We start from the raw sequence: 13,895 nt of genomic DNA, 5'->3' as shown, positions 1-13,895 counted from the left end.
CCACCAGCGACGCCGCATTCCGGGGTGGGGCATGCCCCACCCCGGAATACACCATCGCCTACACCGGAAATTACACCACGAGCGCGGACGCTAACTGCGGTGCGCAGGGCAGCGGGAAAACCTGGCTGACGCGCGGCTTGACCGAAGCGCTCGCAAAAAAGGGCCTGCGTAGCGCGAGCCTGTCTCTCGACGATCTGTACCTGTCGCGCTCCGCGCGCGCCGAGGTTGCCGAGCGGGTGCATCCCCTGTTTGCCGTGAGGGGCGTGCCGGGAACGCACGACGTGCCCTTGGGGCTTGCACTGCTCGATGCCCTGAAACGGCCCGGACCGGTTGCCCTCCCCGTGTTCGACAAGTCGAGCGACGATCTTCTCCCACCTGACCAGTGGCGAAAGGTCGATGCTCCGTTCGACGTGATCCTGTTCGAAGGCTGGTGCGTGGGCGCAAGGCCCGAACAGGAAGCGGCGCTGGCAACGCCAGTCAACGTCCTCGAAGCAGAGGAAGACGCCGACTGCCGCTGGCGCACCCACGCGAACGACTGTCTGGGCAGAGGATATCAGGATCTCTTCGCTCGGATCGACCTGCTGGTCATGCTGCGAGCCCCGTGCTTCGAAGTCGTCGCACGATGGCGTGAACAGCAGGAGGAAACGCTGCGCCAGAGCCTCGGCGATGCCGCCCGGCATGCCACGGCGCTCATGGACACAGCTGCGATCCAGCGCTTCGTGATGTTCTACGAGCGGCTCTCGCGGCACATTCTCGCCGAAATGCCGAACCGGGCGGACGTCGTCATCGATCTGGACGAAAGACGCACGCCCCTCGCAGTCGCGACGACCTGACACGCACCCGCCGCACACCCTGATTTGCGCTGGTCGGTCGGCCATCGCCTGCTCGGCTGCGACGATCTGCGCCAGAATCTGCGCTCGCTCGGCCGCGAGACCGGCCAGCAGCGACGGATCGAACGGCTCTTTCCACCGGTCCGGAAATTATGGATAAAAGCCGAAAAATCAAATGGTGGACCCGTCGGGACTCGAACCCGAGACCTACAGATTAAAAGTCCAGCCAGCCCCAAGGCCAGCGCATTCCATTGCCGGTAAACTACGAGGCTATCAAAACTGCGATCCGTCGAGACTCAACGAACTATAGGATCTAAGATCAATCCGCTGTTGCTGCCCGTCAAGCGGTGATGCAACTGATAAGCCTCGTTCTCGGACAAGGATGCGACACAATCCGCTGCAAGACGCGCCGGGGCAACGCCGGAATTGTCTTCCCAAATATAGCGCATTCGAGCTGGTAAAAGCTTCGAACCTCCGACTTTCCCTTCTGCCAGAAAAATTGAAAAGAGGTCTCGTACAATCCGCTTCTGACCATACTGCTGGGCATGTAGTGCCGGAAGTCCGATGACGTACTTGCGCGCGAAATATTTGAGTAGCCGCACTTCATCTTCTGCGGTCTGCTCGATGACCACTGCCGGTCCATCATGCCCATTGGCAAGGGATGCCGCACGAACGTAGGTGCCAATCAAGATTGAACCGAAGTTGCGAAGCTGCCGCCGCTGTTCACGCGACCCGTCGTATACTTCGTGTGTCATGCTCGGGAAAATGACGATCTTTCGCTTGATCCGCTCTAACGCTGATTTCATTCGTGCGTTTGCATCAGCGGGCATGGACGGGTCTTTGGTCCAAGACTTTACAGCCCCTGTGATCAAACCAGACGTATCAGTCTCAGAGAGTATTTCGCTCCAAGGAATGATGCCGACCCTGTGGAAATCCTCCAAATCATGCACCGAATAAGAAATGTCGTCCGCCCAATCCATCAATTCGGCTTCAGCGGTTTTGAATTCACCTCGACAATGCTGTCGCGCCCACTCAAATTCCCGGCGCTCGGTCTCATATGCGGACCATTTACCAGCCTTTTTCTCCACGTTTCGATCTCGAAGCCATGGATATTTCAGTGTGGCCGCGAGGGTTGCTCGCGTAAGATCAAGGCCAGGACTCTCGCGACCATACCGGACTGAAAGCTTGGTTAATATGCGAAACGTTTGCGCGTTGCCTTCATAGCCGTCTGGGGCGGCATCTTCTTTCACGCCACCGCAGCATGTCGGATCCGTAACTATCTTGTCCAACTCTGATTCGGCAGCGTGACCGAATGGGGGGTGCCCAAGATCGTGCGCCAAGCATGCAGCTTCCACCACCTCGGGATCGAGGCCATGCAGCCGGGCTGCCGCTTCTTGTTTGCGGAGTAAATTCTCCGCCAATCGGCGGCCAATCTGGGCAACCTTGTACGTATGTTGCTGGCGTGTGTGGAAAATATCAAGCTCGCCGGCGCGGACGATCTGCGTTACACCAGCAAGCCTGTGGAAGGCCGAGGAATACAATACACGATCTCTGTCCCGCTCGAAGGATCGCCGTTGATCTGTTGGTGAGGCGTCATCGGTACTATGACAGCGAGCGGTACGATCCGCGTCGAGGGCTGACAAAACTACTGCGCGCGCTTAAGCGGCGTGAGCCAGAGATACAGTGGAGATCACCATCCCCTCACTGTCGAGGGTGATTTTGCCACGCTCAATCGCCCGCTGGAGCGCTTCGATCACATTACTCATCTGGTGAGCATCGCAGAGGGCCGCGATAAGCGCGTTCGGATCCATATGGCCCTCGTGCGCGCCAATCAGATCGAGGATTTCGTTGTCCTGAGGAGGAGTATCGACAGCCATGGTATATCTCCTACTATTGGGCGCCCTTACCGTTCCCTCACAAGCAGGGTTAACGGTGGCATCGTGAATGCCATACTGAAAGATTGAGTCGCAATTGGGTCTTGCGACCACGCCGTGGATTGCAGAGCGCCCCGTCATCCATCTTACGCCGCCGTTGTATGCAGGGATAAGAATCACGGAACGGCCAGGAGTGTCAATATGCCCGCGAACAAAACAGCGTGCAAAGTGGTGTTATGGGCGACCAAGGCGGTCGGCAAGATGCAATGCAGACAACCTCCGGAAGGCTTGGTGATTAGCCAGTGATACTCGCTTGTGACAACGATGGAAATTCCGGCGATCCACACAGTCCAAAAAGTGCCAGAAAATCAAATGGTGGACCCGTCGGGACTCGAACCCGAGACCTACAGATTAAAAGTCCGTTGCTCTACCAACTGAGCTACGGGTCCACACCGGTTCAGGTACGCAAAGCGCCTGACGTGGCGCGTCACCTAGGGGGCGGGGCGCGGCGGGTCAAGCGGGCGCGCAGATGTTTGAGCGTCAATCCGGACACAGGGTCACGCCAGCGCGGCGCGATCTGCACGGCAGGGCCGAGCACGAACGCCCGCGCGCGAAACTCGCGGTGCGGCACCATCAGCACCTCGTCCGCCCAGCACCCGCCAGACCATAGCACGATGTCGAGGTCCAGCGTCCGCGACCGCCACCGCTGCCCCTGTCGCTTGCGCCCGAACGCAACCTCGATGGCTTGCAGAACCGCCAGCATCTCGCGCGGCTCCAGACCGCTGCGCACCACCACGGCCCCGTTCGCGTATTCCCGCAACGACGGTCCCAGCGGACGGCTCCGCGTCCAAGCGCTCACCCCCTCCACCACCAACTGTCGCGTCGCCAAGTCCGCTACCGCCGCACGCAGGATCGCCCTCGGCCCGCCCCAGCGCACATGCCGCTGGTTCGATCCCAACGCGATCAGGTAGCGGTTCACACGTCCTCGGAAAGGCGCGTATACAATTGCGGCCGACGATCGCGGAAGAAGCCCATGCCCGCGCGGTGCTTGGCTGCGCGTTCCAAGTCGATCGTTGCGCTCAGCACGCCGGTCTCGCCTGCGCCGAACTCGGCCAGGTAATCGCCCCATTCGTCGCTGATAAAGCTGTGGCCATAAAACTTCTGGCCGTCTTCCCGCCCGATGCGGTTGGCCGCGATCACCGGCATGCAGTTCGACACCGCATGGCCCAGCATCGCGCGCCGCCACATCCGGCTGGTGTCGAGATCCTCGTCATAGGGCTCGGATCCGATTGCGGTCGGATAGAACAGCACTTCAGCGCCCATCAGCGCCATCGCGCGCGCGCATTCGGGGTACCACTGGTCCCAGCACACGCCCACACCGATGCGCGTGCCAAACACGTCCCACACCTTGAATCCGGTGTTACCCGGGCGAAAATAGAACTTCTCTTCGTACCCCGGCCCATCGGGAATGTGGCTCTTGCGATAGATGCCCATGACTTCGCCGTCTGGCCCGACCATCGCCAGCGTGTTGTAATAGTGGTGCCCGTCGCGCTCGAAAAAGCTGGTCGGAATCGCGACCCCGAGCGCCTTGGCGAGTTTCCTCATTTCGCGCACCGAGGGGTCCTGATCGAGCGGATAGGCCAGCGCGAACAGCGCCTCATCCTCGACCTTGCAGAAGTACGGCCCTGCAAACAGCTCGGGCGGCAGTACGACTTGCGCGCCTCCTGCCGCCGCCTGTTCGACCAGCGCGGCAACAGCGGCGATATTCTCGGCCTCGCCCGCGTTGAGGGCAAGTTGCAGGGCGGCGACGGTGATCTGGCTCATGGGTCGGACCTAAGCCCCCGGCGCGCCGGATTCAACCGTCGCCATGTGCTTCACGGCCGCTTGCGGAACAGCAGCGTCATCCGGTCGCTCTCGCCGATGGCCGTCAACCGCGCTTTGGTCGCGTCATCCTTCGCGCCATCCATCGAAGGCGGCAGCGTCCACACGCCTTCTGGCCAGTTCGCCGGATCCTTCTGATTCGCATTGGCCTCGCTCTTGCCGACAAAGGTGAACCCGTTCACCTCCATGAACTTGATCACGTCCGCCTCACGCAAGTAGCCCTTCGAGCCATCGGTAAACGCATAAGGTGCATCCGGCTTGGCGCGGTGCTGCTCGATCCCGATCATACCATCGGGTTTCAGCAGTTCGCGCATCGCCTTGATTTCGTGGTCGGCAAGATTCCACCGCAACAGGTTGTGCATCATGCGCATGACCAGGATGCGGTCGAACGTGCCCTTCTCTCCTTCGGGCACGGTGTCGAGTGCAAAGGCAGAGAAACGCTCTGCAGGTTGGTTGGACCAACCGGCGACTTCACCGGGATACTTGGTCACGCCTTCGCGGATACCGGCCTTCATCTTGTCGCCGAACGCGGGCGAATTTGGATCGAAAAACAGCCCCACCAGCTTGCCTTTCGGCCCGAGGTACAGCCCCAGCAGCCGCGAATACCACCCGCCACCGGGCGCGTATTCGCCCACCTTCATCGTCGGGCCGACCTGAAAGAACGCCAGCGTCTGATCAGGCTTGCGATAGACGTCGCGCGCACGGTCCTTTTCACGCAGCGGATCGGCAACCGCAGCCGCCAGCGCCGGATCGATCGTCGTCGCCTTCTGGGCGGCTACCGGGCCGGCCAGGCTGGCAGTGGCAAGGGCGACCATCACGGCAAGGCTAAGTCTGCGCATCGGAATCTCCTTCGTGCCGATGACAAGCGCGGTGCGCCTGCCTATCTTGCAATCATTCAAGGAGATTAATGCGCATGAGCGAACAAGCAACGGCGATTCTTGCCGGCGGATGCTTCTGGTGCACCGAAGCGGTGTTCCGCGACGTGATCGGCGTGAGCAAGGTCGAAAGCGGCTACCTCGGCGGCCATGTCGAAAACCCCACCTACAAGCAGGTCTGCTCGGGCAGTACCGGCCATGCCGAGGCGATCGCGGTGACGTTCGATCCGGACGTGGTCAGCTATGGCCAGATCCTCGACATGTTCTTTGCCACGCACGATCCGACGCAATTGAACCGGCAAGGCAACGACGTCGGCACGCAGTACCGCTCGGCGATCTTCCCGCTCGATGACTCCCAGCGCGCCGAAGCCGAAGCCGGCATCGCGCGCAACCAGGCAAACTGGCCGCAGCCGATCGTCACCACGATCGAAGGCCCGGCCAAGTGGTATCCCGCCGAGGACTACCACCAGGAATACTGGGAGGGCGAAGGCCAGCGCAACCCCTACTGCCTTGCGATCATCCCGCCCAAGCTGATGAAACTGCGCAAGAGTTTTGCGGACAAGGTGAAGGCGTAAGGTGCATCAAATAAGCGCCGAACACCCACCCCGCTGCGACTAATTTCGCCTGCGGCTCCATAAGTCTCGCTCCCCTCCCTTAAGGGAGGGGCGGGGGTGGGTGCTCGACCCCTGATCATTCCACGGACTTTACCCACCGCGCGGCAAAAAACCCGTCGATCCCGCCGACCTCTGGCAACATGCCGGGGTCGGCGCGGAAATACCCATCAGCAGCAACGATCCCCTCCGGCAGTTCGTCATCACGCACCGCCACCGGCGTCAGCAGATCGAACGCCGCAGCCCGCGCCTCACCCTCTTCCGGCTCGAGCGAGCACACCGCGTAGACCAGCTGGCCACCGGGCGCGAGCCAGCCCGCCGCGCGCTCCAGCATCGCACGCTGCAATTCGCCAAGCTCAGCCAAGTTCGCCTGCCGGTGCAACACATCGGGGTGCCGCCTGCACGTGCCCGTCGCGCTGCACGGCGCATCGAGCAGTATCGCGTCGAACGACGCGTCCGGCTCCCACGTCAGGGCATCGGCCACCACCACTTCGGCACTCAGCCCACTCCGCTCCAAATTGGCGCGCAGCCGCTCCACCCGCCGCGCCGACTTGTCGAGCGCGGTGACCTGCCAGCCCGCCGCCGCCAGTTGCAGCGTCTTGCCACCGGGCGCGGCACACAAATCGAGCGCACGCCGCCCCTCGCCCGCGCCCAGCAGCCGGACCGGCACGCTGGCAGCCAGGTCCTGCACCCACCACGCACCCTCGGCAAAGCCCGGTAACGCGTCGATCGCCCCCGCCCGGGCGATGCGCACATGCCCCGGCGCGAGCGATACGCCTTCCAGCTTCGCCACCCAGTCATCCGTCAACGCAGGGTTGCGCAAGGTCAGGTCCAGCGGCGGCGGCAAGGCCAGCCCGCGTGCAATCGCCTCGACCCGCTCGGGCCATGCCACATCCCAGCGATCCGCAACCGCATCGGGCAGGCTCGGCGCATCGGGCAGCTTGGGGTTGGCCTTGGTCACGGCCGAGAACACGCCATGGGCCAGCCGTCGCGGACCGCCCATCAGCAGCGGCAGCCCGGTCGCGACCACCGCGTGCCCCGGCAAGCCCAGCCGCAACGCCTGCGCCAGCATGATCCGCAACACGTTGCGCGCCTTGGCATCCTGCGGCAGCACCTGTCGCGTCGCCTGATCGATCAGCGCATCGAGATCGCTCATCCAGCGCAGCGCTTCCTGCGCAATCGCGGTCGCCAGCGCGCGGTCGTCGCCGCGCTCAATCCCGCGCAGGATGGGTGGCGCCGCCTGATCGAGCGGCTCCCCCCGTCGTAGCACCGCATCGAGCAGGCGCAGCGCGGCCTTGCGCGCAGAAACGCCGGGAATTTCTTGGGGCGAGGCATCTTCGGATGTGTCGGGACGGGCCATGGCTGCGGCCTATCGCGCGTGCTGCCCCAAATGGCAATTGCGCTTGAGGTTGGGAGCGCCCATCTGAAGCGGCATGGACAAGCCCACGCCCCGCGCCACCACCCGTCCGGCAGACTTCACGCGCCCCTCGCACTGGACCAACGATCCCGCGCCCGTGCCCAAGGTGCCCGAACATCGCAACGATCCAGACGGCCTGGACCCCACCCGCTTCGGCGACTGGGAAAAGAACGGGATAGCGATCGATTTCTGAGCGGGCGCTAGACACTTCCTGTTGCGCCAACCACCACCCCGCTCGTCATCCCCGCGAAGGCGGGGACCCAGCGGCCCACGCGCATGACTGGATCCCCGCCTTCGCGGGGATGACGATGATCCAGCCGAGATGTCAGAACATGGGCGGAGACAAAGGGCCCCCCGAAGCCGTGGCCTACCCCTCGATCACGCCGCTTGATGGGTGATGCTTATCGAGATGCTTGCGCAGGATTTTCAGGTTCTTCGTGTTCGAACGGAAGAAGAAGTCGAACGCATCGCCCACAAGCGGGATCGCGCCGATGGCCGTATCGAACGCCACGTTGCCGCCCATCCGCCACAGCTGCCACTTCGACATGCCCAGGTTGCGCGCCTCCCACACCACATAGGCGCCCATCGCGGCCGTCACCACATCGCCCAGCACCGGCACCAGCCCCGCGATGGCATCCAGCCCGACATCGCGGCGGATTACCGGGATCTTGAAACTGCGCTCCAGAACGCGCTCGAGCATTTCCACACGCTGGCGCACCGCTGCAGGATCATTGCTGAGCGGCGGAAGTTCCGGCCGCATCCGTTGCGGACGGGCGGTGGCGGTTGGCGAAGCTGCAGAAGCGGGTTTGTCCATTCCCCTTACTTGGGGAGCCATGCCAGCGGGGGCAAGGGATGCCAGCCCCAGGGGCTCTGCGCGAAGCCGGTAGTGCCGCTGCGCACCATCGACCAGCGTAACGGCCGCGCAATCGGAATGAAGCCATTTGCGGCCGTAATCTCCGCCTCCGCCTCAGCCAGCAGCGCGGCGCGCGCCTGCGGGTCCATCGCGCGGCGCGCCTCGGCCACGCGCTCGTCGCCGATCGGGCTGCACACCGCCTTCTGCACCGCGCACGACAGCTGGTTGAGGAACCACGTCGCCCGGCCATAGCGCGCGGCGATGTCGACCAGCCGCAGATCTGCACGCTCGCCCTCGGGCAGGCGGCGCACCGACAAGCCTATCCGGGCAAACCCGTCGCGCAAGGCCGCAAATACCAGCCCCGAGCCCGGACCATCCGGCATCGCGATATTGAGCGTAGGAATGGCCCTGCCCGCCCCCTTCCATGCCGCCACGCGCGCCGCTGCCTGCGACCGGCGCTCGTCGAGCGTCATGCCCTGCCAGCGTTCGCCGATCGTGCCCAGATCGTCCTCGACGTCGCCCGACACGACCCGCGTCGTCGGTTGCCAGCCACCGATGTTGAAGCTGCCCAGCAAGGCGTCGCGATCGATCGCCATCGCTAATGCTTCGCGATTGGCCGAATCCCCCAGAAACCCGTCGGCGCGATCGACCACAAGTCCGAACAGTCCGGTCACCGGGTCAAGCCGCACGTTGCCGCGCGTCAGTCCGATCCGCCCCGCCAGCGGCACCGTATCGATCTTTCCGCCCAGCAACACGTCGACCGTGCCATCGGTGAACAGCGCCACTGCCTTGGCAGAAGGCGCCACGGTTACGCGCAAGGGTCGCGCGCGCTTGGCGAACTTTGCCTGCTTGGGCAGGCCGCGCGTTTCGGGCGGGATCAGCGTGAATACCCGCGCGCCGCCCTCACCTGCCTTCACCGCCATCGGTCCGATCCCGCGTCCGCCGAACGGCAGCCCCAATTCGGGCTGCGCGAGCAGCGTCAGCAGCTCGGGTACTGGCGCGGCAAGATCGATCTCTATAACCCGGTCGGCCATCACCCGCACTTCGTCGATCGCCGCGAGATCAAGCCCGAGCGCCGTGCCCCGCAGCGCCGCGATCGCCTTCTTGACCGCCGCCGCAGCGCCATCGGCCGTGATCCGCTTGCCGTTGGGCCAGGTGCCGTCGCGCAGCCGGAAGATATAGCTCTGCCCGTTGTCGGTCACGATCCAGCGGTCGGCCAGCGCAGGCACCACCCGCCCCTGCTCATCGAACCCGACCAAACCCTCGGTCGTGGCCGAGCGGATCAGTTGTGCAGGTGATGAAAGCCGCGCCCCGCGTTCGTTGATCGCGCTCGCGTTGCCGATTACCGCAACGCCCAGTTCACCGTCCTGCCCTTTGCCACACGATGCCAGCAGCCCAGCGGACAGCAGCAGGAACGTCGGAAATGCCGGAATGCGCGCCACCATCGAACGAGCCTAGCAGAAGGCTTCGGCGCGGTCAGCGTGCCAATTTCAGATTTTACGCTTCAGATCTTGCGCAGGGGGCCTGCCTGCATGTGCGAAAACACCGGCTTGACGTAGCGCGGCGTACTCGGGCCTTCGCCCACGGGCGCACGCGCCAGCTTGGGGTCGACGTCCTCGACGAAGGCGATGCCGAAGCGGTTGTCCTGAATCCACGCCACAGCGCCCTCGACCCAGCCGATATTACGCAAGTTCACTTCGACCCGCGTGCCGCGCAGGACCTTCATGTCGCCTTCGGCCATCATGCCGCCGACAGACAGGTTGCGAACCTTGACGCGGTGCTCGACCTCGGTCCCGACCAGGCGCACCTCTGCCAGAAGGAACAGGCTGTCACGCCCAAGCTGCCGATGGTCCATCTCAGTCACCAAGGAACCTGCCGTTCTCGAGAAATTCCGCTTCTGCAGAACGCCCCTTGCGCCTGCCTGCGAAGCAATCGCAGAAATTTCTCGCTGCTTCGTAAACGAGCAGAGTAAACAACGCGTTAGCGTGGAAACAAATTAACCAGAACGTTATGCTACAGACCAACCAAAGTCGGTCTCAGCGTCACATGTCGCGCGAGATTTTTTCACGCCGCTCATGCGCTTCCTGCGCTTCCACGGTCATCGTTGCGATCGGGCGCGCAATCAGCCGACCCAAGCCGATCGGCTCGCCGGTCACTTCACAGTAACCATACTCGCCCTCGTCGATCCGCCGCATCGCCGAATCGATCTTGGCGATCAGCTTGCGCTGGCGATCGCGCGTGCGCAGCTCGATTCCCCAGTCGGTTTCGCTCGATGCACGGTCGTTCAGGTCTGGCTCGCGCATCGGTCCGTCCTGCAGCGCGGACAGCGTTCCGGCAGACGCGGACAGGATCGAACGCTTCCATTCGAGCAGCAGCTTGCGGAAATAATCCTGCTGCGGCTCGCTCATGTAGGGTTCGTCGTCACTTGGCACATAATCGCCTGCCAGTGCGCGGCGCGCCTTGGCCAGAACGTCGATTTCGTCACTCAAGACCCCAGCCATTCGGCCCTCCGCATCACAAGCTATCAACCCCTCCCGGGCCAGCCTCTTCCCCTTGCGGGCGGGCGTGCTCCATGGATGGCGCGCCTATAGGGTCGCCCCCAGAACCGCACAAGCGATTTGGAGCATCGAGCGCATTAAGGGCGGCTGAAGCGGACGGCGCCAACAGCCGCGCAATCGATTATGTTTCAAACGAAAACAGTCCAGCGCGCGCGTTAACCATTTATTGACCAAGATTGGTGACTTTGTGCCTATCGGGGCTGCAAGGGGATTGCGCTCCACGACAGGGGTAAAGCTTAATGGGACAGACCTGGATCAAGCTCGTAGCCGACGACTCCGCACCCGCAGCCAGCGTTGATTCGCACGGCGCGGACCTGCTCGTCGCCACCTGCCTCGCAGCCGCCGCCAACGGTGACGGCAACGCCCTGTTCGACCTGGGCGTCGCCTACTCGACCGGCAGCCACGGCGTGGAATGCGACATGATCGAAGCCCACAAGTGGTTCAACCTGGCCGCAACCGGCGGCCACGAAGACGCCGCCAGCTGCCGCGCCGATGTGGCTGAAGAGATGACCGCGCGTGAGATTGCCGAGGCGCAGCGGCGTGCGCGCGAGTGGCTGCGGGCGGGACGTGCCGCTGCTTGAGGCGCTATCATCACCCGGCCTCTGAGCCTCGCGCAATTGAAGCCTCATAGACGGCGTACTGTGTCGTAAATGCCTGCGCTGAATTCGCCTTCGAGCCAGTAGTGCTCGAAGATATTCGGCTCAGTGCGCCCTCTGATGTAATTATCCGATATAACGTAGCAAACGCACCGTGCTGGGCACGTTTATTGCCCTTTGGTGGCAGGCGACATTGTTTGCTTTGCTTCAGGTCGCTTTGTGCCAATCACCCGCGATTTCGAAGGCATAATTCAAACTGGCGATAGTGAATTCGCTCGAACTTTCGTGGCCATAAGTCTCGAAACGATACAACTGCCGCCATACTTTTTCTTCCGCATCGCCAGCGACAAAGTAGGCGCAATAGAGAGCAACGAAAAGATGCTTTTCCTTGCCAATAATAGACATCAGTTCGGCAACGCTCGACTGGCCAAGGCCCCTAACAATTGCTCCTCCTTGAGCGAGCATAGATCCAGGCCGGTCAAACGCGTCGGGTTTGATCCTGGGATCGGAGGATGGCTCAAAGTCAATTTGGTTAGTCACGATCGTTGCCCCACCAAAGCGGAAGTTGAGAGCCGGGCTAGAGCCATAGTTTTTAAACACAGCTTCGAACTGCCGCATTTCTTCACCATTTTTCATAAGTGGCATGGAGATGGTCATCTTCTCCAGTCCGACATAGGCACGGAGGGTTTGTTGGGTTTGAAACCTAGTCAAAGAAAGGGTTTCTTCTGCCGCGTCAGCAGCGCGCCGAGATTGGTTAGCGCCAGTTTCAGTGTGTTCCGCAGCCTTCTTAGCCCAATGGGCAGCACGCCAAGCGGCAAACAAAGTCCCGCTGCCCACCAAAAGCCCCAGCCCGGTCAACCAAAACGACCACAAGGCCCATTGTGCCGATTCAGCAGCGGCGTCTGCGGCCTTCCACTGGGCGCAAAGATCGCTTTGACGATTATCTTGGGAGGGGGGGCAGCCGCGATCTGCAGCCGTAGTTATTGGTTGTTTCTCGATGGCCGCAGCAATGCGCGCAAGTTGATTGGCGCTATCCTGTTCGGTTTTGGATTGATTGTCCTCGCCGGGCTGGGCGTGGCTTGGACCGGATAAGATCAATCCAAGTGCAAGGATGACTCCCCGATAGCTTCTAAGCATTGGATCAAAACACCGCTGTAAAAATCACCCCGGTTGATCTTGTTCCTGATATTCGGCTCAGAGTCCATCACCCCTAACTCCGCCAGACGAGAGCCTAACGTCGCAGGTTGCGGTTGCAAAGAACCCCCTCACCCCCGCTTGAACGGCGTCCGCTCACCCAGCAGCAACTGGTCCTGCGCAATTCCCGCCCGCTCGCGCTCCAGGAAGTCCGCAATCGCCCGCCGGAAACCCGGATCGACCACGTAGTGCGCCGACCACGTCTGCACCGGCTCGTACCCGCGTGCCAGCTTGTGCCCGCCCTGCGCGCCTGCCTCCACGCGGCTCAGCCCGAGCGCAATCGCCGCGTCGATTGCCTGATAGTAGCACAGCTCGAAATGCAGGAATGGCTTGTCCACGACCGAGCCCCAGTACCGCCCGTAAAGCGCATCGGCACCGATGAAGTTGATCGCGCCCGCTATCGCCTCACCGTCGTAAAAAGCCAGCACCAGCAGCACCTTGTCGGCCATACGCTCGCCGATCAGGTCGAACGCGGCGCGGGTCAGGTAGGGCCGCCCCCACTTGCGCGCGCCGGTATCCTGATAGAACACCCAGAACGCGTCCCAGTGCTCGGGCCGGATGTCCGCGCCGGTGAATGCGCGAATGTCCACGCCATCCTGTGCCTTGGCGCGCTCCTTGCGCAGGTTCTTGCGCTTCTCGGACGACAAAGCCCCCAAGAATTCCTCGAAGCTCGCGTAACCCCGGTTGGTCCAGTGGAACTGGATGTCGCTGCGAAGCATCCACCCCGCCTCCTCGAACAGCGGCAACTGATCGGGCGCGATGAACGTCGCGTGGGCCGACGACAGCCCGTTGCTCTCGCACAACTGCTCGGCTGCGCGCAGCAGCGGCAGCGCCAGTTCGGGGCGGTCGCCCACCAGCAGCCTCGGCCCGGTCGCAGGCGTGAACGGCGCGGCGATCTGCAGCTTGGGATAGTAGTCCCCGCCAGCCCTCTGCCACGCATCCGCCCACGAATGGTCGAACACATATTCGCCCTGGCTGTGGCTCTTGAGATAAGCAGGCAAGGCCGCCACCGGACGCCCGTCATCACCCTCGATCACGATCGGCAGCGGCGACCACCCGGTTCGCGCGCCGACTGACGCCGACTCCTCCAGCAATGTCAGGAAAGCGTGCGAAACGAACGGGTTACCCGCCCCGGCCAGCCGGTCCCAATCCCCGGCGGCGATCTGCGAAACGGCCTGATGGATGCGCGCGGTGTAGGTCACTTGG

Annotated in this window: 17 protein-coding genes and 1 tRNA gene; 4 read left to right on the top strand and 14 right to left on the bottom strand. The window is 62.8% G+C overall.

The features are described 5' to 3' along the window. A partial coding sequence (locus GGQ88_RS16170) for a hypothetical protein (protein ID WP_221214710.1) occupies window positions 1-833 on the top strand: 833 nt, incomplete at its 5' end. A 293-nt stretch (window positions 834-1,126) separates the two neighbouring features. Here GGQ88_RS16170 and GGQ88_RS16165 read toward each other — a convergent pair. From GGQ88_RS16165 to GGQ88_RS16140, 6 genes are all read right to left on the bottom strand, one after another. Next, the gene (locus GGQ88_RS16165; protein WP_183614477.1) at window positions 1,127-2,473 is read right to left on the bottom strand and encodes a deoxyguanosinetriphosphate triphosphohydrolase family protein; all 1,347 of its coding nucleotides are present in this window, start codon (window positions 2,471-2,473) and stop codon (window positions 1,127-1,129) included. Between the two features lie 15 nt (window positions 2,474-2,488). Then, window positions 2,489-2,707 (bottom strand): hypothetical protein, encoded by a 219-nt coding sequence (locus GGQ88_RS16160; RefSeq protein ID WP_183614476.1) that lies wholly within the window; start codon window positions 2,705-2,707, stop codon window positions 2,489-2,491. A gap of 370 nt (window positions 2,708-3,077) precedes the next feature. After that, window positions 3,078-3,153: transfer RNA gene (locus GGQ88_RS16155), tRNA-Lys, on the bottom strand. Between the two features lie 38 nt (window positions 3,154-3,191). Further along, window positions 3,192-3,641: a 2-amino-4-hydroxy-6-hydroxymethyldihydropteridine diphosphokinase gene (gene folK / locus GGQ88_RS16150; RefSeq protein ID WP_425490457.1), complete on the bottom strand. Its 450-nt coding sequence runs from the start codon at window positions 3,639-3,641 to the stop codon at window positions 3,192-3,194. Window positions 3,642-3,679: 38 nt separating this feature from the next. Then, window positions 3,680-4,528: an N-carbamoylputrescine amidase gene (gene aguB / locus GGQ88_RS16145; protein ID WP_183614474.1), complete on the bottom strand. Its 849-nt coding sequence runs from the start codon at window positions 4,526-4,528 to the stop codon at window positions 3,680-3,682. 50 nt (window positions 4,529-4,578) lie between these two features. After that, entirely contained in the window at window positions 4,579-5,424 is an 846-nt protein-coding gene (locus GGQ88_RS16140) for a class I SAM-dependent methyltransferase (RefSeq protein ID WP_183614473.1), read from the bottom strand. A 74-nt stretch (window positions 5,425-5,498) separates the two neighbouring features. Here GGQ88_RS16140 and msrA point away from each other — a divergent pair, with 74 nt between their 5' ends. Beyond that, on the top strand, window positions 5,499-6,035 hold the full coding sequence (gene msrA, locus GGQ88_RS16135; protein ID WP_183614472.1) for a peptide-methionine (S)-S-oxide reductase MsrA: 537 nt from the start codon (window positions 5,499-5,501) through the stop codon (window positions 6,033-6,035). 115 nt (window positions 6,036-6,150) lie between these two features. Here msrA and GGQ88_RS16130 read toward each other — a convergent pair whose 3' ends face one another. Beyond that, complete coding sequence (locus tag GGQ88_RS16130) at window positions 6,151-7,431, bottom strand: RsmB/NOP family class I SAM-dependent RNA methyltransferase (protein ID WP_183614471.1); 1,281 nt, start codon at window positions 7,429-7,431, stop codon at window positions 6,151-6,153. 73 nt (window positions 7,432-7,504) lie between these two features. Between GGQ88_RS16130 and GGQ88_RS16125 the strand changes: the two genes are divergently transcribed. Further along, a complete protein-coding gene (locus tag GGQ88_RS16125) occupies window positions 7,505-7,681 on the top strand; it encodes a DUF1674 domain-containing protein (protein ID WP_183614470.1) in 177 nt (58 codons plus the stop codon). Between the two features lie 174 nt (window positions 7,682-7,855). Here GGQ88_RS16125 and GGQ88_RS16120 read toward each other — a convergent pair whose 3' ends face one another. The 4 genes from GGQ88_RS16120 to dksA form a co-directional block, all read right to left on the bottom strand. Then, window positions 7,856-8,302: a DUF4112 domain-containing protein gene (locus GGQ88_RS16120; RefSeq protein ID WP_425490456.1), complete on the bottom strand. Its 447-nt coding sequence runs from the start codon at window positions 8,300-8,302 to the stop codon at window positions 7,856-7,858. Window positions 8,303-8,307: 5 nt separating this feature from the next. Beyond that, window positions 8,308-9,786: an ABC transporter substrate-binding protein gene (locus GGQ88_RS16115; protein ID WP_183614468.1), complete on the bottom strand. Its 1,479-nt coding sequence runs from the start codon at window positions 9,784-9,786 to the stop codon at window positions 8,308-8,310. A gap of 59 nt (window positions 9,787-9,845) precedes the next feature. Continuing rightward, window positions 9,846-10,196 (bottom strand): PilZ domain-containing protein, encoded by a 351-nt coding sequence (locus GGQ88_RS16110; protein WP_221214723.1) that lies wholly within the window; start codon window positions 10,194-10,196, stop codon window positions 9,846-9,848. Window positions 10,197-10,383: 187 nt separating this feature from the next. Then, window positions 10,384-10,842: an RNA polymerase-binding protein DksA gene (gene dksA, locus GGQ88_RS16105; RefSeq protein ID WP_183614466.1), complete on the bottom strand. Its 459-nt coding sequence runs from the start codon at window positions 10,840-10,842 to the stop codon at window positions 10,384-10,386. Between the two features lie 296 nt (window positions 10,843-11,138). On the opposite strand from dksA, the gene GGQ88_RS16100 reads away from it, so the two are divergent. After that, window positions 11,139-11,480, top strand: a complete 342-nt coding sequence (locus GGQ88_RS16100) for an SEL1-like repeat protein (RefSeq protein ID WP_183614465.1) — start codon at window positions 11,139-11,141, stop codon at window positions 11,478-11,480. 222 nt (window positions 11,481-11,702) lie between these two features. Here the strand turns inward: GGQ88_RS16100 and GGQ88_RS16095 are convergent, their stop codons facing one another. Genes GGQ88_RS16095 through GGQ88_RS16090 form a run of 3 tightly spaced genes read right to left on the bottom strand, consistent with a single transcriptional unit; the run spans window position 11,703 to window position 13,891 of the window. After that, window positions 11,703-12,632 (bottom strand): hypothetical protein, encoded by a 930-nt coding sequence (locus tag GGQ88_RS16095; RefSeq protein ID WP_183614464.1) that lies wholly within the window; start codon window positions 12,630-12,632, stop codon window positions 11,703-11,705. Then, window positions 12,590-12,700: a DUF6471 domain-containing protein gene (locus tag GGQ88_RS21815; protein WP_221214708.1), complete on the bottom strand. Its 111-nt coding sequence runs from the start codon at window positions 12,698-12,700 to the stop codon at window positions 12,590-12,592. The genes GGQ88_RS16095 and GGQ88_RS21815 overlap by 43 nt, the downstream gene beginning before the upstream one ends. A 60-nt stretch (window positions 12,701-12,760) precedes the next feature. Then, window positions 12,761-13,891, bottom strand: coding sequence for a GNAT family N-acetyltransferase (locus GGQ88_RS16090; protein ID WP_343057241.1), 1,131 nt, complete (start codon window positions 13,889-13,891; stop codon window positions 12,761-12,763). Window positions 13,892-13,895 lie beyond the last annotated feature (4 nt).

This window comes from Novosphingobium hassiacum (assembly GCF_014196055.1).
Lineage (GTDB): Bacteria > Pseudomonadota > Alphaproteobacteria > Sphingomonadales > Sphingomonadaceae > Novosphingobium > Novosphingobium hassiacum.
This window is presented reverse-complemented; position numbering and strand designations above follow the sequence as displayed.

Coding starts and splice junctions, on each gene's coding strand:
- GGQ88_RS16160 (WP_183614476.1), bottom strand. CDS start 2,707: ATGGCTGTCGATACTCCTCCTCAGGACAACGAAATCCTCGATCTGATT.
- aguB (WP_183614474.1), bottom strand. CDS start 4,528: ATGAGCCAGATCACCGTCGCCGCCCTGCAACTTGCCCTCAACGCGGGC.
- GGQ88_RS16140 (WP_183614473.1), bottom strand. CDS start 5,424: ATGCGCAGACTTAGCCTTGCCGTGATGGTCGCCCTTGCCACTGCCAGC.
- msrA (WP_183614472.1), top strand. CDS start 5,499: ATGAGCGAACAAGCAACGGCGATTCTTGCCGGCGGATGCTTCTGGTGC.
- GGQ88_RS16130 (WP_183614471.1), bottom strand. CDS start 7,431: ATGGCCCGTCCCGACACATCCGAAGATGCCTCGCCCCAAGAAATTCCC.
- GGQ88_RS16125 (WP_183614470.1), top strand. CDS start 7,505: ATGGACAAGCCCACGCCCCGCGCCACCACCCGTCCGGCAGACTTCACG.
- GGQ88_RS16120 (WP_425490456.1), bottom strand. CDS start 8,302: ATGGACAAACCCGCTTCTGCAGCTTCGCCAACCGCCACCGCCCGTCCG.
- GGQ88_RS16115 (WP_183614468.1), bottom strand. CDS start 9,786: ATGGTGGCGCGCATTCCGGCATTTCCGACGTTCCTGCTGCTGTCCGCT.
- GGQ88_RS16110 (WP_221214723.1), bottom strand. CDS start 10,196: ATGGACCATCGGCAGCTTGGGCGTGACAGCCTGTTCCTTCTGGCAGAG.
- dksA (WP_183614466.1), bottom strand. CDS start 10,842: ATGGCTGGGGTCTTGAGTGACGAAATCGACGTTCTGGCCAAGGCGCGC.
- GGQ88_RS16100 (WP_183614465.1), top strand. CDS start 11,139: ATGGGACAGACCTGGATCAAGCTCGTAGCCGACGACTCCGCACCCGCA.
- GGQ88_RS16095 (WP_183614464.1), bottom strand. CDS start 12,632: ATGCTTAGAAGCTATCGGGGAGTCATCCTTGCACTTGGATTGATCTTA.
- GGQ88_RS21815 (WP_221214708.1), bottom strand. CDS start 12,700: ATGGACTCTGAGCCGAATATCAGGAACAAGATCAACCGGGGTGATTTT.